Source organism: Rhizorhabdus sp. GW822-FHT03C02, assembly GCF_058801765.1.
In genome coordinates this window covers 1,009,781-1,028,672 of the sequence record NZ_JBXANN010000001.1, presented here as the reverse complement: position 1 = coordinate 1,028,672, position 18,892 = coordinate 1,009,781, and the positions used below count along the sequence as shown (strand labels likewise).

At 65.5% G+C, this 18,892-nt stretch carries 20 protein-coding genes and 1 other RNA gene; 5 read left to right on the top strand and 16 right to left on the bottom strand.

What is annotated here, in order from left to right; all coding sequences use genetic code 11:
- Positions 1-3: 3 nt before the first annotated feature.
- From glmM to AC1RM6_RS04815, 4 genes are all read right to left on the bottom strand, one after another.
- Positions 4-1,341: a phosphoglucosamine mutase gene (gene glmM, locus AC1RM6_RS04830; RefSeq protein WP_493098611.1), complete on the bottom strand. Its 1,338-nt coding sequence runs from the start codon at positions 1,339-1,341 to the stop codon at positions 4-6.
- Positions 1,342-1,434: 93 nt separating this feature from the next.
- Positions 1,435-2,730: an amidohydrolase family protein gene (locus AC1RM6_RS04825; protein WP_493098609.1), complete on the bottom strand. Its 1,296-nt coding sequence runs from the start codon at positions 2,728-2,730 to the stop codon at positions 1,435-1,437.
- Positions 2,727-4,169, bottom strand: a complete 1,443-nt coding sequence (locus AC1RM6_RS04820) for an amidohydrolase (protein WP_493098607.1) — start codon at positions 4,167-4,169, stop codon at positions 2,727-2,729. Before AC1RM6_RS04820 ends, AC1RM6_RS04825 begins: the two co-directional genes overlap by 4 nt.
- Positions 4,156-5,934: a peptide MFS transporter gene (locus AC1RM6_RS04815; protein WP_493098605.1), complete on the bottom strand. Its 1,779-nt coding sequence runs from the start codon at positions 5,932-5,934 to the stop codon at positions 4,156-4,158. Before AC1RM6_RS04815 ends, AC1RM6_RS04820 begins: the two co-directional genes overlap by 14 nt.
- 247 nt (positions 5,935-6,181) lie before the next feature.
- Here AC1RM6_RS04815 and AC1RM6_RS04810 point away from each other — a divergent pair, with 247 nt between their 5' ends.
- The gene (locus tag AC1RM6_RS04810; protein ID WP_493098603.1) at positions 6,182-6,862 is read left to right on the top strand and encodes a TetR/AcrR family transcriptional regulator; all 681 of its coding nucleotides are present in this window, start codon (positions 6,182-6,184) and stop codon (positions 6,860-6,862) included.
- Positions 6,863-7,018: 156 nt separating this feature from the next.
- Here the strand turns inward: AC1RM6_RS04810 and AC1RM6_RS04805 are convergent, their stop codons facing one another.
- Both AC1RM6_RS04805 and AC1RM6_RS04800 read right to left on the bottom strand, forming a co-directional pair.
- On the bottom strand, positions 7,019-7,483 hold the full coding sequence (locus AC1RM6_RS04805; protein WP_493098601.1) for a hypothetical protein: 465 nt from the start codon (positions 7,481-7,483) through the stop codon (positions 7,019-7,021).
- A 173-nt stretch (positions 7,484-7,656) separates the two neighbouring features.
- Positions 7,657-7,836 carry a hypothetical protein gene (locus AC1RM6_RS04800; RefSeq protein ID WP_493098599.1) on the bottom strand — a complete coding sequence of 60 codons (180 nt, stop codon included), beginning with the start codon at positions 7,834-7,836 and terminating at the stop codon, positions 7,657-7,659.
- A 235-nt stretch (positions 7,837-8,071) separates the two neighbouring features.
- Between AC1RM6_RS04800 and AC1RM6_RS04795 the strand changes: the two genes are divergently transcribed.
- The 3 genes from AC1RM6_RS04795 to AC1RM6_RS04785 are packed head-to-tail and all read left to right on the top strand — an operon-like array spanning position 8,072 to position 10,048.
- Positions 8,072-8,653 (top strand): nitroreductase family protein, encoded by a 582-nt coding sequence (locus AC1RM6_RS04795; protein WP_493098597.1) that lies wholly within the window; start codon positions 8,072-8,074, stop codon positions 8,651-8,653.
- A gap of 42 nt (positions 8,654-8,695) precedes the next feature.
- Positions 8,696-9,055 carry a GntR family transcriptional regulator gene (locus AC1RM6_RS04790; RefSeq protein WP_493098595.1) on the top strand — a complete coding sequence of 120 codons (360 nt, stop codon included), beginning with the start codon at positions 8,696-8,698 and terminating at the stop codon, positions 9,053-9,055.
- 39 nt (positions 9,056-9,094) lie between these two features.
- Entirely contained in the window at positions 9,095-10,048 is a 954-nt protein-coding gene (locus AC1RM6_RS04785) for an L-threonylcarbamoyladenylate synthase (RefSeq protein WP_493098593.1), read from the top strand.
- Between the two features lie 38 nt (positions 10,049-10,086).
- On the opposite strand, the gene AC1RM6_RS04780 is transcribed toward AC1RM6_RS04785, so the two are convergent.
- From AC1RM6_RS04780 to AC1RM6_RS04770, 3 genes are all read right to left on the bottom strand, one after another.
- On the bottom strand, positions 10,087-10,329 hold the full coding sequence (locus AC1RM6_RS04780) for a DUF2171 domain-containing protein (RefSeq protein ID WP_493098591.1): 243 nt from the start codon (positions 10,327-10,329) through the stop codon (positions 10,087-10,089).
- A 131-nt stretch (positions 10,330-10,460) separates the two neighbouring features.
- Positions 10,461-10,844: RNase P RNA component class A (gene rnpB, locus AC1RM6_RS04775), an RNA gene on the bottom strand.
- 252 nt (positions 10,845-11,096) lie between these two features.
- Positions 11,097-11,492: a hypothetical protein gene (locus AC1RM6_RS04770; protein WP_493098589.1), complete on the bottom strand. Its 396-nt coding sequence runs from the start codon at positions 11,490-11,492 to the stop codon at positions 11,097-11,099.
- Positions 11,493-11,654: 162 nt separating this feature from the next.
- On the opposite strand from AC1RM6_RS04770, the gene AC1RM6_RS04765 reads away from it, so the two are divergent.
- Positions 11,655-12,068, top strand: a complete 414-nt coding sequence (locus AC1RM6_RS04765; RefSeq protein ID WP_493098587.1) for a hypothetical protein — start codon at positions 11,655-11,657, stop codon at positions 12,066-12,068.
- A 67-nt stretch (positions 12,069-12,135) separates the two neighbouring features.
- Here the strand turns inward: AC1RM6_RS04765 and AC1RM6_RS04760 are convergent, their stop codons facing one another.
- The 7 genes from AC1RM6_RS04760 to AC1RM6_RS04730 form a co-directional block, all read right to left on the bottom strand.
- Positions 12,136-12,447 carry a hypothetical protein gene (locus AC1RM6_RS04760; protein WP_493098585.1) on the bottom strand — a complete coding sequence of 104 codons (312 nt, stop codon included), beginning with the start codon at positions 12,445-12,447 and terminating at the stop codon, positions 12,136-12,138.
- A 98-nt stretch (positions 12,448-12,545) separates the two neighbouring features.
- Positions 12,546-13,241 (bottom strand): N-acetylmuramoyl-L-alanine amidase, encoded by a 696-nt coding sequence (locus tag AC1RM6_RS04755; protein WP_493098583.1) that lies wholly within the window; start codon positions 13,239-13,241, stop codon positions 12,546-12,548.
- A gap of 189 nt (positions 13,242-13,430) precedes the next feature.
- Complete coding sequence (locus AC1RM6_RS04750; RefSeq protein ID WP_493098581.1) at positions 13,431-14,267, bottom strand: CheR family methyltransferase; 837 nt, start codon at positions 14,265-14,267, stop codon at positions 13,431-13,433.
- A complete protein-coding gene (cheB, locus tag AC1RM6_RS04745; RefSeq protein ID WP_493098579.1) occupies positions 14,258-15,403 on the bottom strand; it encodes a chemotaxis-specific protein-glutamate methyltransferase CheB in 1,146 nt (381 codons plus the stop codon). The genes AC1RM6_RS04750 and cheB overlap by 10 nt, the downstream gene beginning before the upstream one ends.
- Positions 15,404-15,406: 3 nt before the next feature.
- Positions 15,407-15,772, bottom strand: coding sequence for a response regulator (locus AC1RM6_RS04740; RefSeq protein WP_493098577.1), 366 nt, complete (start codon positions 15,770-15,772; stop codon positions 15,407-15,409).
- 89 nt (positions 15,773-15,861) lie between these two features.
- Positions 15,862-16,311 (bottom strand): chemotaxis protein CheW, encoded by a 450-nt coding sequence (locus tag AC1RM6_RS04735; RefSeq protein WP_493098575.1) that lies wholly within the window; start codon positions 16,309-16,311, stop codon positions 15,862-15,864.
- On the bottom strand, positions 16,308-18,653 hold the full coding sequence (locus AC1RM6_RS04730) for a chemotaxis protein CheA (protein WP_493098573.1): 2,346 nt from the start codon (positions 18,651-18,653) through the stop codon (positions 16,308-16,310). The genes AC1RM6_RS04735 and AC1RM6_RS04730 overlap by 4 nt, the downstream gene beginning before the upstream one ends.
- Positions 18,654-18,892 lie beyond the last annotated feature (239 nt).

The window sequence follows — 18,892 nt, the reverse complement described above, 5'->3', positions numbered from 1 at the left end:
AGCTCACGCCGCCTTGCGCACCGCCTCGCAGATCTGGTCGACCATCGTCTCGACCAGCTTCTTGTCCTCGCCCTCGGCCATCACCCGGATCAGCGGCTCGGTGCCCGATTTGCGGATCACCAGCCGGCCATTGCCGTTGAGCTTCGCCTCGGCATCGGCGATCGCCGCCTTGACCTTGTCGTCCTTGAGCGGCTCGCCGCCGGCGAAGCGGACATTCTTGAGCAGCTGGGGCAGCGGTTCGAACAGATGGAGCAGTTCGCTCGACGGTCGGCCACTCTCGACCAGCTGGGCGAGCACCTGCAGCGCCGCGACCAGCCCGTCGCCGGTGGTGGCATGGTCGGACATGATGATGTGGCCTGACTGCTCGCCGCCGATGTTGAAACCCTCGGCGCGCATCGCCTCGACGACATAGCGGTCGCCGACCTGGGTGCGGTGGAGGCCGAGCTTCATCGTGCCGAGGAAACGTTCGAGGCCAAGATTCGACATCACCGTCGCGACGATGCCGCCGCCGCGCAGCTCGCCGCGGTCATAGGTGCCCTTGGCGATCAGCGCCATCAGCTGGTCGCCGTCGACGACCCGGCCATGATTGTCGACGACGATCAGACGGTCGGCGTCGCCGTCGAGCGCTATGCCGATATCGGCACGGGTCTCGTTGACCTTGGCCTGGAGCGCGCGGGGGTCGGTCGATCCGACCTTGTCGTTGATGTTGGTGCCGTTGGGGCTGACCCCGATCGCGATCACGTCGGCGCCCAGTTCCCACAAGGCAGCGGGCGCGACCTCATAGGCGGCGCCGTTGGCGCAATCGAGCACGACCCGCAGGCCGTCGAGCCGCAGATGCTCGGGGAAGCTCGACTTGACCGCATGGACATAGCGTCCGCGCGCGTCCTCGACCCGGCGGGCACGGCCGATATCGGCCGAGGGCACCAGCCGCACCGGCTCCTCGAGCGCCTTCTCGATCAGCGCCTCGTCGTCGTCGGACAGCTTGTAGCCGTCCGGACCGAACAGCTTGATTCCGTTGTCGGCGAACGGGTTGTGGCTCGCCGAGATCATCACGCCGAGGTCGGCGCGCATCGACCGGGTCAGCATCGCCACCGCCGGGGTCGGCATCGGCCCGACCATCACCACGTCCATGCCGACGCTGGTGAAACCGGCGACCAGCGCCGATTCCATCATATAGCCCGACAGCCGCGTGTCCTTGCCGATCACCACCCGGTGGCGATGGTCGCCGCGCTGAAAATGCGCGCCGGCGGCCTGCCCGACCTTCATCGCGATCTCGGCGGTCATCGGGCTTTCGTTGGTCCGGCCGCGAATACCGTCGGTGCCGAAATATTTGCGCGCCATCAGACCAAATCCCAAATATATGCCGAATTCCGCAGCTAGATGCGCCGAAACCCGAAAAGCCTCAAGCCCGGGCGGCCTGCGTTACCAAGGTTTTCAATGTTCATAGGCCTTGGGCAGCGCCTTCTCGGTCGGGTCGAGATAGCGGTCGCGCAGCCGGGTCTGGCGGCTGGTCATCGGCTGGGCGACCCCGTCGATGAAGACCGCGACCGGCGCCGAGGCGAGTTCGAGCGGATCGCCGTCCCAGATCACGACATCGGCATGGCGGCCCGGCCGCAGCGACCCGATCTCGCCGCCCATGCCGATCGCCTCGGCGGGCTTCGAGCTGATCGTCGCGAACGCCGCCCCCCAGTCGAGCCCGGTCGCCCCCGGAACCTTGGTCAGCGCGACCAGATTGCCGGCATATTGGGTCAGATAGGACTCGTACGGCCCCTCGGACGCGTCGGCGGTCGAGATCGCGACGGTGACCCCGGCCTTGACCATCCTGCCGACATTCGACTGGGTCGCCGACAGCATCTCGAACTTCTCGGGCAGGTCGATCAAGGCCGCTGCGATCACCGGCACCCTGGCGGCGGCGATCTGGTCGGCGACCCGCCAGCCCTCGGTCGCACCGACCAGCACCAGCTTGAGCCCCGGAAAATCCGACTTGAGCGCGAGCACCGCCTTGATGTCGGCGACCCGTTCGACATGGACCAGCAGCGGCATGCTGCCCTTGAGCACCGGCACCAGCGCGAGCGCGTCCTGGCGGGTGATCAGCGAGTCCTTGCTGGCGATCGGCACCGCCGCCGGATTGGCCGCCGCCGCGAGCGCCGCGCGCAGCAGGACATGCGCCGCCGGCCGGCTGCCGCCGGCATCGCCGGCGCCGTCCTCGCCCAGTTCGACATATTGGAAGGCGCGCGCCTTCGTCACCGGATCGAGATCGGCGGCGAGATCGATCACCGCGCCCTGGCCGCCGAACATCGTATTGCCGGTGCCGGGCATCACGAAGGCCCGGGTGGTACCCTGCAGCCGCTCGGTGGCGATGCGCTGGCTGGCGTTGCTGATCGCCGGCGCGAGATCGATCGCCGCCGAGAAGGGCGACTTCTTCGCCGACGCGTCGTTGGTCTCGTTCATGCCATAGCCGTCGAGGATGCCGAGCGTGCTGACGCCGGCGACGATGCCCGGCGACACCCATTTGCCCTGCGCGTCGATCACCCGCGCGCCGGCGGGCACCGCGACCCCGCGGCCTGCGGCGACGATCCGGCCATTGGCGATGACGACGGTGCCGCCCTCGATCGGCGCCGAGCCGTCGCCGATCGCAACGGTGCCGCCGGTGATCGCGATGGTTTCCGCCGACAGCGGCGCGGCCAGTGCCAGGACGGCGGCGGCGGCGGTGAGGAGGAGATGCTTCATTTGACGTCTCCCTCGCCGGGCTGGCCGAGCTCGAAATCGCTCACCGGCCGCAATTTCGGATTGTTCGCGTCGTACAGCATCGCGCCGTCGATCCAGACCTTTTCGGGCCGGGTGTAGACGCTCAGCGGATTGCCGTTCCACAGCACGACATCGGCCATCTTGCCGGGCTTGAGGCTGCCGGTGCGGTCGGCGATGCCGAGCGCCCTGGCGGGGTTGATCGCCAGCCATTCCCAGGCGGTCTCGTCGCTGATCTTCAGGCCCGCGCGGCGGCCCGAGGCGAGCGCCTTGGCGACCTCCTGGTTGAGATGCTGGATGCCGTTGGGATCGTCCGAATGGATCATCACGCAGGTGCCCGCATTCTGCAGGATCGCGAGATTTTCGGGGATACCGTCATAGCTTTCCATCTTGAAGCCGTACCAGTCAGCCCAGACCGCGGCGCATATCCCGTTGGCCTTCAAAAGGTCGGCGATCTTGTAGGCTTCGACCGCGTGGTGGAAGGCGGTGACCTTGTAGCCGAACTCCTTCGACATATCGATGACGTTGGCCATCTCGTCGGCGCGGTAGCAGTGGTTCTGGATCAGGATTTCGCCGTTGAGCACGCCCATCAGCGTGTCCATCGCGATGTCGCGCGCGGGCGGCTCGCCGCCCTTCTCCTCATATTTGTCCCATTTGCGCTTATATTCGACCGCCTTCGCCCAGGTCGCGCGGTCGACCGCGATATTGCCCATCCGGGTCGACGGCTCGCGGCCCTTCGAACCATAGACGCGCTTGGGATTCTCGCCGCACGCCATCTTGAGGCCGTAGGGCGCGCCGGGGAACTTCATCCCCTGGGTGGTGCGCGCGTAGACATTCTTGAGCGTGACCGAGCGCCCGCCGACGAGGTTCGCCGATCCCGGCAATACCTGCAGGGTGGTGACCCCGCCATTGACGAGCGCGCGGCTGAAGCCCGGATCCTGCGGCCAGATGCTATGTTCGGCCCATACATCGGCGGTGACCGGCCCGGTCGCCTCGTTGCCGTCGGACAGCGCCTGGACGCCCGGCGACGGATAGTCGCCGAGATGGCTGTGGATGTCGATCACCCCCGGGGTCACCCATTTGCCGCGGGCATCGATCACCGTCGTGCCGGCCGGCACCGCGAGATCGGCTCCGCCGACCGCGGTCACATTGCCGCCGGCGAGCAGCACCGTGCCATTGTCGATCCGCCCGCCCTCGCCGTCATAGACGGTGGCACCGACCAAGGCGGTCGGGACGCCCGGATAGGCGTGATAGGTCGACGGGAAGGGATCATGGTCGAACCCCTTGCCTTTGCCCGGCCCCTTCTCGGTCGAAGCCGTTTTCGGCGGCGCCGACTGGCTCGCACAGCCGGCACAGGCCAGCGCAAGCCCGATCAGCGTCAGCGCGATCGGGCCCTTCGACGATCGATGCTTATTTGACACCATGCATCCACTTCTTGAGCGGGAAGGAAACGAGGAACAGCACCGCGCCGAGGCCGATCGAGATATAGCCGATCGTCTGGAACACCCCGGCATAGGTTTCGAGGCTGACCTTGAGGTTGGTGACCTGGCCGCCGACGGTTTCGACCGAAGCGACCTGCGCGACCACGCCGGCGACATATTGCGCGCAGCTGATCGACAGGAACCAGACCCCCATCATCAGCCCGACGACGCGGGCGATCGACAGTTTGGTGATCATCGACAGGCCGACCGGCGAGATGCACAGCTCGGCCATCGAGTGGATCAGGTAGAGCAAAGCCAGCCACCACACCGCGACCTTGAAGTCGGGTCCGGCATAGCTGGTGCCCCAAACCAAAGCGAGGAAGCCGAGGCCGACCCCGGCCAGCGCGATCGCGAACTTGATCGGGATCGACGGCTCGAGCCCGCGCTTGCCGAGCGCGTTCCACATGATCGAGGTCAGCGGCGCGAGCACGACGATGAAGAAGGCGTTGAAGAACTGGGTCTGCCCGGCCGACATGCTCCAGCTGCCGACGATCGTCAGGTCGGTGTTGCGATCGGCGAACAGGGTCAGCGACGAGCCGGCCTGTTCGAACAGCGTCCAGAACACGACGTTGAACACGACGAGCACGATCGCCGCCATCATCATCTGGAATTCGACCTTGTTGCCGGCCTTCCACGCCCAGAGCGGGATGCCGATCACCGAGGCGAGGAAGGTCGCGAACAGCGCCTTGCCCATGATCGACAGGCTCATCAGATAGCCGACGATCCCCGATCCCGGGACCTGCTTGGGGGTCTCCATCAGGTTGACGAACAGGAACCAGGCGACCGGCACCGCGAGCACCGCGCCGATATAGATCGCGATCGAGCGGTCCTTCACCCCCTCGGGCGGATCGCCATAGCCCTTGAGCTTGTCGCCCGAGAACTGGATCAGCGCCCAGGAGATCATCATGCCGACCGCGGCGAGCGCGAAACCCGCCGCCCAGTCGAACGCGGTGGCGAGGAACGGGCAGAGGATCTGCGAGAAGAGCGATCCGAGATTGATGCCCATGTAGAAGATGGTGAAACCGGCGTCGCGGCGGCGGTCGCCCTGTTCGTAGAGCGCGCCGACGATCGTCGAGATGTTGGGCTTGAAGAAGCCGTTGCCGACGGTGACCATCGACAGCGCGATCAGCATCAGCATCGTGTAGAAGGTGCTGCGGTCGGCGCCGGCCTCGAACTTGCCCTTGGCGATGCTGCGGGCGACGCTGCCGTCGGGCGCGACCAGCTGGACCGATCCGTCGTCCTGCCCCTTGATCGCGAGCGTGCGGCCGCTGTCGAGCACCGACTGGGCGCCGCTGTCGCTGACGACGACCTCGTAGCGCTGACCGTCGATCGTCGCGAAGGGCTTGGCAGTCGGGCCGTGGAAGCACAGCACCAGATAGCCGAGCGACATCATGATCGCCCCGAACTTCACCGACTTCTTCGAACCGAGATAGCGATCGGCGATCATGCCGCCGACCAGCGGGGTCAGATAGACCAGAGCGGTGAAGCCGCCATAGAGGCCGTTGGTGGTCTGGTCGCTGAACAGGAAATGCTTGGTCAGATAGAGCGCGAGCATCGCCCGCATGCCGTAATAGCCGAAGCGCTCCATCGCCTCGGTGGTGAACAGCCGGGCGAGCTGCCTGGGGTGGCCGAACCAGGTGTCGCCGTCGGATCGGCTTACATGGGGCGAGCCGGGCTCGGTGGTCGCGTCAGCGTCGATTTGGACCATGAAGTTCTTTCTTATTATGGATTCGGGGCGCGTCTGCGCGGCGCCCGCGTCATGGGCGTCCAGACTAAAGCCGTTTTCCCGTCTGTGAAGAAGATTATTGCGCGGCGGCGCAACGACCGGAAAAGCGCCGAAAAGCGCGCCGACCGCGTCGCCGCGGGTCCGGATGTCCCGAAATGCCGCGCGACAGGGAGCCCGGGATAGCGCTCTCATATTGCCAGTGGTCGGCGGCAGGGCCTAGATTGGCCCGATGTCGCGCACCCTGCCCGCCCCGGACTCCGGATCGCAGGGCGGCGCGCGCCCGCGGGGCCGACCGCCGCTCCCGGCCGCCGATGTCGCGCTGCGCCGACGCAATGTCGTCGAAGCGGCGGCGCGGCTGTTCATCGCCAAGGGCTTCGACGACACCACCCTCGACGAGATCGGCCGCGAGGCCGGGGTGACCAAGCGCACGATCTACGAGCTGGTCGGCGACAAGAACGAACTGTTCGGGCTCGCCTGCAACAACCGATCGATCCGCAGCCAGAATCTCGACCTGCACATCAAGATCGCCGACCGTCCGATCGGCGACATCCTCCACGACCTCGCCGAGCGGCTGATCGCGCATTCGTTCGATCCCGAGATGATCGCGCTGCAACGCGCGGTGATGATCGAGAGCACGCGCTGCCCCGACCTGGTCAGCAGCGTGATCGTCACCGGCCGCGCGCACCTGATCGAGGCGGTCGCGGCGGTGTTCGACGAGATGGTCGCGCAAGCCCGCATCCGCGCGGTCGACTCGCGCCGGACCGCCGACCTGTTCTTCGACGCGATCGTCGGCGCCCGCGGTTTCCGCGCGGCGATCAGCACGACCCCGGAGACGATCCCGGACGACGAGCTCGACCGGCGCATCGCGATGTTCGAACATGGCTATCTGGCGCGGCGACCGGCGGTTTAAGCTACGTTGATGGATAACAAGTGGTATAGTGCGCCACGGCTCATTAAGTGCAGTCAGTAAACTGGCCCCGTAGTTTTCGCGCCGAGCTTGATGGTTGTCAGTCCACCATCGCCGATGAGAGATTTCCCGTCTGCGCTGACAACATATCTCGGAATATTATTTCTTTACCTCTAACTTCACATTTTTGGAGATAACAGAATCTATCATCGTCGACATTCGGGACACGCCGGATTCAAGCGCCTCACCATAATCGCTTAACGCTTTTTCCCAATATCCACATCGTTCATTTATCATTCCACGAGAAATTAGAGACTGCAGATGATTATTTTTCTTATAGATTTTGTATAGTTCATCCTTATCTGGCAACGAACAAATTTCATCTGTGGAAGAGAGTCTTATTATATTCATGAGATATTGCGCATTTACGTTACCATATGCCGCATATCGACCAATTTTTTGCGCAGAAAATTTTCGGTCTAGGCATTTCCATGACATGATGTCGCCATGAGCGACAAAGAAATCATCTATCTTCGGCTTGCCATTTGGGCATTTGTCAGGGTCATTACCGATAAGTGGCATTATTTCTATAGATATTTCATTTATAACGTGATTGTCTAACATCGTATTTTTCTGCGAGCGCCGACCTAGATCTACCGGAAGCGCAGTGACGCCCGACTTTGTCGGAATAGACATCAACGTCGACGAACTGCGTTCCGTTGATCCATTCGCAAGAACGTCACTGCAGGAGAACGTTAGCAGCGTGCTTAAGAGGATACTCATTTCCGTTCGCTTTCTCATCGCTTTCTTCCAGCCTCATCAACCGCGGTAGCAATCGGGCCTAGCAAATATTGGATGATCCGGCGCTTGCCGGTCTTGATCTCGGTCCGTACCGCCATGCCACGGCCCAGCGGGATGTCGCGGCCAAGCGGGTGCACGACGCGGGAATCGAGGCGGATACGGGCTGTATAGAGCATCCCGCGCTTCTCGTCGTTCGGCGTCGCGCCTGATGTCCATCCTATGCCCCCACCATCAAACCGTAATCGTTGACAGAAAGGGCCTCAAGCTTGACGCGTAGGTTCATCGCGATGTCCGAGCATAGTCCCCACCCGACCCCCGCAAGGCGGCTGGCGGTTCGATCTTCCAACCCCGCCGATAGGTTGCGCGTCCGGCGCATTGTTGGAGATCGCGCCTCCTGCTATCGGCCGCCCCATGTTCAACGACCTCTCCTCGACCCTCGCCCTGCTCGCCACCCGCCGCTCGGGCAAGCCGCGCGACATGATCGCGCCCGGGCCCGACGCGGCGCAGCTTCGCGAGATCCTCGATATCGCGATGCGGGTGCCCGACCATGGCAAGCTCAATCCGTGGCGCTTCGTGATCGTGCCCGACGATCGGCGCGAGGCCTTCGCCGACCTGCTCCAGGCGGCCTATCGCGCCGAGAAGCCCGAGGCGGGGCGGCTCGAGCTCGAGGCGATGGCGCAGTTCGCGAACCAGGCGCCATGCCTGGTCGCGGTGCTGTCGACCCCGGCCGAGAACAGCAAGATTCCGCTCTGGGAACAGGAATTGTCGGCGGGCGCGGTGTGCATGGCGATGCTGGTCGCAGCGCACGCCCAGGGCTTCGTCGGCAGCTGGTTGACCGGGTGGCCGAGCTATAACGATCAGGTGCGCGATTCGCTGGGCGGCGGGCATCATGACCGGATCGCCGGCTTCATGTTCCTGGGCACCCCGTCGCGGCCGCTCGAAGAGCGTCCCCGCCCGGCGCATGAAGCTGTCGTTTCGACGTGGAAAGGCTGATTGGGATTGACGCGCCGTGCTGTGTTAGGACAGTGTAACGGCATGAGCACCCAAGACCGCAGCCAGGATCGCCCCGTCTATCTCCGCCTCCGCGACGTGATCGCGGATTCGATTCTCGACGGCACCTATGGCGACGGCGACGCGCTCCCCTCGGTCCGCGCCTTTGCCGCGCAGCATGGCGCCAATCCGCTGACCGCGGCCAAAGCCTATCAGGGTTTTCAGGACGAAGGACTCGTCGTCGTCCGCCGCGGCGTCGGCATGTTCGTCGCCGAGGGAGCGAGCGACCGGCTGCGTCGCGATGCGCGCGACCAGTTCCTCACCGAAGAATGGCCGCGCGTCGTCGGCCAGATCCGCCGCCTGCGCCTCGACCCTGCCGACCTGCTCGATCGCGTCACCGGCTAAAACTTGCGTGCGGATGCGCTGCGGTCTAGCCGCGCTGCGATGTCCGATCCGACCGCCCTGCCCCTGATCCGCCCGGTCGATGGCGATGCCATCGCCGCCGCCGCGGCGCTGATCGTGGCCGGCAAACCGGTCGCGGTGCCCACCGAGACCGTCTACGGCCTCGCCGGCGATGCCACCTCGGGCGAAGCGGTCGCCGCCATCTATGCAGCCAAGGGCCGCCCCAGCTTCAATCCGCTGATCGTCCATGTCGCCGACCTCGCCGGCGCGGAGGCGGTCGCCGTGCTCGGCCCGATCGCGCGGCAACTCGCCGCGGCGTTCTGGCCCGGCCCGCTGACGATGGTGCTGCCGATCGCGGCCGGGTCGCCGGTGGCGACGCTCGCGACCGCCGGCCTCGCGACGGTCGCGGTGCGGATGCCCGCGCATCCGGCGATGCGCGCGCTGATCATAGCTGCGGGCCGGCCGCTGGTCGCGCCATCGGCCAATGCCAGCGGATCGATCAGCCCGACCCGCGCCGGACATGTCGCGCGGTCGCTCGCCGGCCGGATCGAGCTGGTGCTCGACGGCGGCGCGACCGAGGTCGGAATCGAGTCGACGATCGTCGCGGTGGAGGAGGACCGGCTGCGGCTGTTGCGCCCCGGCCCGATCGGCGTCGCCGACCTGGCGGCGGCCAGCGGGGTGGCGGTGGCGCTATCGGAATCGGGGGCGATCGAGGCGCCGGGCCAGATGCTCAGCCATTATGCGCCGGGCAAGCCGGTGCGGCTATCGGCAGAAACCGCCGGGGCCGACGAATATCATATCGGTTTCGGGGCGATTGCGGGCGCGCTCAACCTGTCGGCGCATGGCAGCCTGGCTGAGGCCGCGGCGCGCCTGTTCGATGCGCTGCACCGGGCCGACGATGCCGGCGAGGCACGGATCGCGGTGGCGCCGATTCCGAACGAGGGATTGGGCGAGGCGATCAACGACCGACTGGGACGCGCCGCCGCGCCGCGTTGAAGGGAGCCGCCGGGGAAACCGGCGGCTCACCCTTTAGCTCAGGCTTCTTCTTCGAAGGCCACCGCGACGTCGGCATTGGCCGACAGGCGCACCTTGTCGCCCTCGACCTCGGCGACGAGGCCGCCCGAGATATAATGATGATGGCCCTTGTGGCTGCCCTCGCCGCTGTCCTTCTTGGTCAGCTTGATGCGGTCGCCATCGACATGATCGACGGTGCCGACATGGACGCCGTCGGCGCCGATCACTTCCATATGTTCCTTGATGTTCGACAGATCGGCCATGGGATGATGCTCCTTTGGTGGGTTGCCGGGCCAGAACGCGCGAGTCCGGTTTAGGTGGCAATCGATCGGCGGGAATCGGTACAAATTCCGATATCCGCCGTCGGAAACCATATCATAGCCGAAACGGAAAAGGTGCCAGAGGGTCTATAAGCCGGGTTCTGTCCACCGCTTGCGCGGATGGGCGATCATTCCTCTACGACCGCGCTTGCACACGGCCTCCAGCAATCAACCCGGACGACCGGGCGGAGTAGCCCATGTGCCGTCCCTATTCGATCTTGCTCCAGGTGGGGTTTACCATGCCGTTCCCGTTACCGGGCCCGCGGTGCGCTCTTGCCGCACCCTTTCGACCTGGCCCGGAACCGGCCCGAAAGCCGGTCCGCCGGGTGGTCTGCTTTCTGTGGCACTATCCCTGGGGTCGCCCCCGCCGGGCGTTACCCGGCACCTTCACTCCTTGGAGCCCGGACTTTCCTCCCCATGGTCCATGAAGACCATGCAGCGATCGCCCGACCCTCTGGCGGAGCGTGCGCTAGTCGCTTTCGGCCATATGCTCAACCATGGAAAGCAGTTCGGGTATGGAAAGTGGGCCCGGGCCCTGGAAAGGCCCGCAAAGCAAATGGCCGCCTCGCCCTATCGGCGCGAAGCCAAGGCAGGCGGATGCCCGGCGTCTGAAGTCATGAACTAGGTCGTGAACGACCACTATCGGCACGGGGCTAAACGTCCGAGTAAAGTGGAAGGCGGTCTGGCGGCTTTCGGGCACCAAGACCTGGTTATCGGACCTTGATGGTTTCGACACGGGCATAGAAGTCGAAGGACACCTTGCTCGCGATACAGGCGAGCGCACGTTGACCCGCAGAATTATATTCGAGAAGCATTTCGCTGCCATGGTCGTAACTCAAATTGCGCCATTCAAGACGTCGCTGCCCACAACTCAATGCCGCCTCGGTCAAAGCTCGAACAGGATCGACTTCTGCTGGCCGGCGCTTTGAATCGATCCTGCGCCACGTTCCGCGAAAAAGCCGCCCAGCATACTGATCCTGTTCAGGCGGACTAGGCACGCCGGGCAGACTTATCACCAGCGCTGAAATGCCTCTGATTTGCAGCTTTGCTTCAGCAGGAGCGGACAGGAGAAACAGCAGGCTCAATACGGAGACGAAGCTTCTCACGTAGCGATAATGCCGCCTCGATCGAACGTCCGCAATTATGAAGTGCAGCAATCGCCACGATCGACCATAATTAGGCGGAAACGGCCGATTGATCCGATTTGGCGCAAATGGCTAATTTGGGTGGAAAGCTGACATGGCATCTCGCTCATGTCATGATGCGGAATGGCTAAGCTCGAAATTTGGGATTTGCATGAGCGGGGCCATCTCGCTTTCGATCTGCGCGATCTAATGCGATTGCTCGCACCTCGATCACTAGCCGCGTTATGGACGGTCGTGTGCCCTGAGAATTCCGAGGTTGAAGCTCTGGAAGCCACAGGTGAAGGCGGCGTTGAGTTAGAGAGGCTGGCAAAAAAGGGCGCCCAAATAACGGGGACCGAGCTAGCCGCCATCGCAGAGAGGACCAACCAGGTTATCTGGGGAGAGTTCGTCGGTTCGCTTCCGTCCAATGAACAGTGGGTAATGATCCGGGCGTTCGACAGCACATTCTATGAGATTATCACGGCAGATGATGCGGTGCTCGACACGCTCCAGGCAACTTTTCGAGACATCCGCCTGCCGAATCCCGATAATAGCTGAGAGCACGGCTCATAAAGCGGTTACGCCTATTGTCTTATGTCAGCTCGGGGTGGTTAAGCGCCGTTCGCTAGGCTTCGTCTCGCTCAAACTGGCTTGCGAATTTGACGTTATACGCGTGCAAATCACCTTCGGGTGTGATGACTAATTCCGTGATGTTGGTGCGCTGAAAAGCGTCCTCGTTCGCTTCATGGAGGATTTTGAGGCTGACGGTAAGAGCGTCATCGTCGCTGCCAATCAGCTTATAGTCATAAGCGACAGACTGTCCGAAGCAGGTTACCTGCCCCCCATCGATGATCAATTTTGAGGTAGCGTCTTCTGCGTCCCTCCACCGGCCCTGCATTTCAGTTGGAAGCGGCGCATCTCGTTCAAGCCGTCGCATACGAGCACCCTACGTGGTTGACGCGGTATTTTATGGCAAAGTCGAATGTCCGCAAGTGGGCGGAAGCCGTCAGGCTGCTTTTATGAGTCTACGGCCTACTAACGGCTGAGACCGTTTTCGCGATCGAGGAGAAGACTGAGGAGGATCGCGCGGCATTCGCCGTCGGCGATGCCGTCGAGATTTTCCGGCCGGAAGCGGCGCTGGAAGGCGGTGACCGCGGCGGGGCCGTCGCTGACGTCATAACCGAAGCGGTCGAGCGCGAGCAGGAAGCCGCCCGGGGTCCAGTGCGGATCGGCGAGCTTGGTGCGCGGGCGTGGCAGCGCCAGGCCGAGCCGGCCCAGCAGTTCCCAGTCGAACAGCTCGCCCGGATCCTGCTTGCGCTTCGGCGCGATGTCCGAATGGCCGACGACATTGGCGGGCGCGATGTCGTAGCGCTTCACGATCTCGGCGATCAGCGGCACCAGATTGTCCATCTGCGCGCGCGGGAACGGCCGATAGCCGAACTCATGGCCGGGATTGACGATCTCGATGCCGATGCTCGCCGAATTGACGTCGGTGACGCCGCGCCAGAAGGATTTTCCGGCATGCCAGGCGCGCCGTTCCTCGGGCACGAGGCGCAGGACCTGGCCGTCCTCGGCGACGACATAATGGCTCGAGACCTTGGCCTCGGCGTCAGTCAGCCGCTCGATCGCCGACGGCCCGTCCTGCATCCCGGTATAATGGAGGACGAGGATCGAGATCGGCAGCTTGCGCTCGTCATGATTGGGTGACGGACAGTCGATGATCTCGCTCATCGCCCTTCCTTAGCGCTGCCGGTGGCGGCACGGAAGCCTCAGGCGGATGTTTGGAGCGCATGCGGCCCCCACCCTAAACCCAACCGTTCGTCTCGAGCGCAGTCGCGCGTGCCGAAGGCACGATCCACCACCGCGAGGTGTCTCGACTACGCTCGACACGAACGGGTTGAGGCGTTTCGACCGCCGGTATTACGCGGCGAGCGACTGGCAGGTCACCGGCCGATAGATCGTCAGCATGTTGGGATCGACCTCGAAACATTCGCAGATGCCGGTCGGGGTCTCGCCCGCGCCGAGCATCAGCGCGCCGTCGGGGGCGATCGCCTTGCGCAGCCGGTCGAGCACCTCGCGGCGCCGTTCGGCCGAGAAATAGAGCAGCGCGTTGCGGCACAGGATCAGGTCATAGGGCCCGCCGACCGGCGCGGGGCCGATCAGATTGTGGCGGGTGAAGCTGACCCGGATCCCGGGGATCGGGGTACGGACCCGCCATCCCTCGTCGAGCACCTGGTCGAAGAAGGTCATCAGCTGGCGGATCGGCAGGCCGCGCTGCACCTCGAACTGGGTGTAGAGCCCGTCGCGCGCCTTCTCGATCGCGCTGCGCGACAGATCGGTGCCGAGGAGGTCGATCGTCCAGCCTTCCCAGCGGGCGGCATTCTCCGCGAACAGCATCGCCAGCGACCAGACCTCCTGGCCCGTCGAACAGGCCGCCGACCAGATCCTCAGCCGCTTTTCCTTCGCGCGCGCCTCGGCGAGGCGCGGCAGCAGTTCGGAGCCGATCACCCGGAAGGCCGAGGCGTCGCGGAAGAAGGAGGTCTCGTTGTTGAGCAGCGCGTCGATCACGGCGCCGACCAGCGCCTGGTCGCCGTGCAGGCGCGCGGTCAGTTCGTCGAGCGACGCGATTCCGCGCGCCTTGCAGATCGGGCCCAGCATCGTGCCGACCCGCCACAACCGCTCTTCGCTGATCTGCTGCCCGGTCACCGCCTCGAACATCGGCGGCAGCACGCGCTGGGCGCGCGGAGTCAGTTCCATGCGGCGGATCCCCTTTGATTCACACGTTCGGCGAGCAGCTCGGGCGACAGCACCGCCGATGCCAGCCCCTCGCGCGCGACCGAACCGGGCATGCCCCACACCACCGAGGTGCCGGCATCCTGGGCGAGAACCTCGCCATCGGCCGCGGCGAGCGCGCGCGCGCCGATCGTGCCGTCGCGGCCCATGCCGGTGAGGACGACCCCGCACCCGGCCGCGCCGAAAACCTCGGCGATCGCCTCGAACATCGGATCGACCGACGGCATGCAGCGGCTGGACGCGGGAAGGCTGTCGAGCTTCACCCGGACATGGGCGCCCTGGCGGACCAGCCGGATATGGCCTTCGCCGGGCGCCACCAGCATCCCGCCGGGCACCAGCGGGGTTCCGTCGGTCGCGACCCGGGTCGGCCGGTTGGCGATGTCGCGCAGCTGGGCGGCGAAATAGGGCATGAACACCGGCGGCAGATGCTGGGTGATCAGGATCGGCGCGGTGAAGCTGGTGCTCAACCGGCGCAGAAAGCCCGACAGTGCGTGCAGGCCACCGGTCGAGGCACCGAGCGCGAGGCAGCCGATCGGGCCGCCGGCGACCGGGCGCAGCGCGATGACGGCGGGCGGGCTGTCGCTCCGGCGGATCGTCTCGCAGATGCCGCGCGAGGTCTCGGCACCCACGCGACCGATCGCGGCATGGCCGAGCCGCAGCAGTCGATCGATGAACTGGCGGGCGAATTCGCCCGCGAAATTGCCCGCGGTCGGCTTGAGCAACGTGTCGGCGGCACCGAGGGTAAGCGCCCGCACCGTCGCCGAAGCACCGGCTTCGGCCGAGGACGACACGATGATGACCCGCGCGCCGCGCGCCGCGGCCAATATCTCGGGCAGCGCGGTCAGCCCGTCCTTGCCCGGCATCTCGACGTCGAGGACGATGATATCGGCCTGTTCGTGGCCGAGAAAGGCGATCGCCTGGTCGGCGGTCGGCAGCGAGCCGGCGACCTCGAACGCGTCATTGGCCTCGAGCAGGCGTGCGAGCACGGTCCGGGCGACGAGCGAGTCGTCGACCAGCAGCACGCGGATCGGCCGCGGCGGCGACGTCGGATCGCCCGCCCGCTCGGCCCTCGCGCCGCCATATGCCGGCCCGTTCGGCATCGTTCAGGCGACGCCGACGATCTGCAGCTTGCTTTCGATCGTCTCGCGATCGAACGGCTTCATCACATATTCGTCGGCCCCGGCCTCGATCGCGGCGCGGATATGGGCGACGTCGTTCTCGGTGGTGCAGAACACGACCTTGGGCCGCTCGACGATGTCGGACTGGCCCAGCGCGCGCAAAAATTCGATGCCGCTCATCACCGGCATGTTCCAGTCGAGCAGGATCACGTCGGGCAGCGACGCATGGCAGCGGTCGAGCGCTTCCTTGCCGTCGCCGGCCTCGTCGACGTTGAATTTCAACCCTTCGAGAATGTGGCGGGCGACCTTGCGGATCACCTTCGAGTCATCGACCACCAGGCAGGTTTTCATGGAAGTTCCCGTCTATTTCCAATGCGACTGCCCGAAGGCATAACGCCGAGATGTAAGTGTCGCGTTAATGGGGCCTGGACCGCCGCCTATCAGGCGGCGAGGCTGCTATCCCCGTGTCGGGGGCCATTGATCAGCGCGGGCACGTCGAGCAGCAGCAGCGGCGCGCCGTCATGCTCGAGCACCCCTTCGGTCATCTGCGCCCAACCGGGGGTCAGCAACGCGCGGGGCGGCATCGCCGCGCCCTCGATCGCGACGACGTCGTCGACCTGGTCGACCAGCAATCCGTAGAGATGCTCGTCGACGGTGACGATCACCGCCTGCATCGTGTCGTGGCGGCGATGGCGGCCGACCCCGAGCGCGGCATTGCTGTCGATCACCGTCAGCACCCGGCTGCGCAGCGCGAACAGGCCGAGGACGTGCGGCGCGGCACAGGGCACCGGAGCGACATCGTCGATCTCGATCACCGATTCGACATAATGGGCGGGCAGCGCGGCCTTCTCGCCGGCCATGTCGACGGTCAGATACAGGTCGCGCATCATGCCGCACTCCTCTTGTTCCAGTGCCGCTTGAGCTCGGCGGTGAGCGCGGCGCGGTCATAGCGCCACAGGCTGTCGGGCGAGGCACCGCGATCGTCGGCGGAAACCCGGAGGCGCACCACCGGGCGATCGGCGGGCACCGGCCCGCCATGGCCGTCGGACAGGATCACGACCTGGGCGCTCGACGCGTCCTCGTCGCCGGCGAAGGCGATGTCGTAGCCCGCCGCCTGGACCAGCGGCGCCAGCACCTGGCGAGTCCAGGGATCGTCCTCGGCGAGCAGGCAGACCGGGCGCATCATCGTATCGGGCCGCGTGTCGCAGGCCTGGGCGAACAGCCAGAAACTGTCGATGAATTCGACCGGGCGATCCTCGACCAGCATCACCCCGGCGACCAGACCGGGCCGGGTCGCATGCTGGAGATCGATCTCGATCGGCATGATGTCGATCACGCTGTCGATCGCATAAGCGAGTTCCTGCGAGCCGTCATGCATGCGCAGCACCCGCAGCCGCTCGCCGATCACCGGCAGGCCGCAGGTGACCAGCGGGATCAGCCGGCCTTCGTGCGACAGGCGGGTGCGGCCGGCGGTCTCGCTGATCGACGAGGCGAACATGTCCTCGATGCGTTCGACCAGCGCCAGCGGCACGCCGCGTTCGACGCCGTCGAGATCGCGGAACAGCAGCACCGGATCGGCGGCGTGGACGATCTTGTCCTCGACATCCTCGGCGGCCTCACGGCTGCTCTGCTTCCAGTCGACGCCCGCCTTTTCGGCGATCGCGGCGATATCGAGCAGCAGCATCGGCCGGCTGTTGTCGGGCAAGGTGGTGCCGCCATAGATGCCCGCGGCCATCACCACCGGCGCCGCCGGCTTGACCACCAGTTCCTCATGATCATGGACCGCCTCGACAGCGAGTGCGTAGCGATTGCCGCCCGAAAGCTTGAGAACGACCAGGGTCGGCCGGTCGCCGGCCTGCTCGAGGCCGATCACCCCGGCCAGCGCGACCACCGGCAGGCGGGTGCCGCGGATGAAGACCACCGATGCACCGCCGAGCGTGCCCATCCGCACCGCCTCGCCGCCGACGCGGACGATCTCGTCGATCGCCGAGCGCGGGATCGCGAATTGCTGGCCGCCGCAGCTGACGGTCAGTGCGGGGATGATGGTGAGGGTGAGCGGCACGCGCAGGGTGAGGTGGAGCCCCTGCCCCGGCTTGCTCTCGATCTCGACCGCGCCGCCGATCCGTTCGACATTGGCGCGCACGACGTCCATGCCGACGCCGCGTCCCGAGATCGCGGTGACCGCGTTCGCGGTCGACAGGCCGGGTTCGAAGATGAGCTGCAGCTTGCGCTCGGTCGACATCGAGGCGGCACGCTCCTCGCCGATCAGGCCGATGCCGAGCGCCTTCTGGACCAGCCGGTCGGCATCGATGCCGCGGCCGTCGTCGATCACCTCGATCAGGATATGATTGCCGACCTGGCGCGCCGAGACATGGAGCCGGCCTGCCAGCGGCTTGCCGGCGAGGATCCGGTCCTCGGGCCGCTCGATGCCATGGTCGATCGCGTTGCGGACGATATGGGTCAGCGGATCGCGGATCATCTCGATCATCTCGCGATCGAGCTCGACGTCGCCGCCGTCGATCTGGAGGCTGACCTGCTTGCCGAGTTCGGCGGAGACGTCGCGCACCATGCGCGGCAGCGCGGTGAACAGATGCTCGACCCGGGCCATGCGGGTGCGGGTGATCGAATCGCGCATCTCGCCGATGCACTGCGAAAGCCGCTCGAACGCGACCTCGATCACCGACCCGACCCCCTCGTCGCGCATCTTGCGCGACAGTTCGTTGCGGGCGAGCACCATGTCGGAGACCCCGGCCATCATCCGGTCGAGCAGGTCGACCGGCAGGCGGATGCTGCGCGAGACGGTGCGCGAGATCATCGCCGGGCGGGTGTCGGCGGCTGCCACGGGCTGTTCGGCCGCACCGTCCTCGACCGGCGCCAGCGCCGCGATCAGCGCAGCGTCGCCGTCGTCGGCTATGAGCTGACCGGTCTCGATCGCGTTGGCGACCTCGCCGATCCGGTCGATGATGCCGAGCACCGCGGTGACGAGACAGGCATCGGCCTGACGCCGTCCGGCGCGGACATCGGCGAGCACATCCTCGGCGGCGTGGCTGAGCCGCTCGAGCCGCGGCAGGTCGAGGAAACCGCAGCTTCCCTTGACGGTGTGGACGAAGCGAAAGATCGCATCGAGCCTGGAGCGATCGTCGGGAGTGGCTTCCCACGCGACGATCTCACCTGCCAATGCCTCCAGCGTTTCGCGAGTTTCCGCGATGAATTCGCCGAGCAGATCGTCCATCCAAGCCTTCCCGAGAAGAATATCGGGCCGGTGATGCACCATGGTTGGTAAACAAGCGGTTAGCGGTGTCTTTGTTAAGCCCGGCTTCGCCGGGCGCAGGTTGTTTGTTTTAAGCCCGCGCTACGCTTGGGCGCCCTCAGACGCCGGGCGGTCGGCATCCGCCTCCCTTGGCTTCCTCGCAATAAGCTCGGGCGGCCGTTCGGCCTTGCGGACCCTGCGGGTCCGTTATCCCGCTCCCC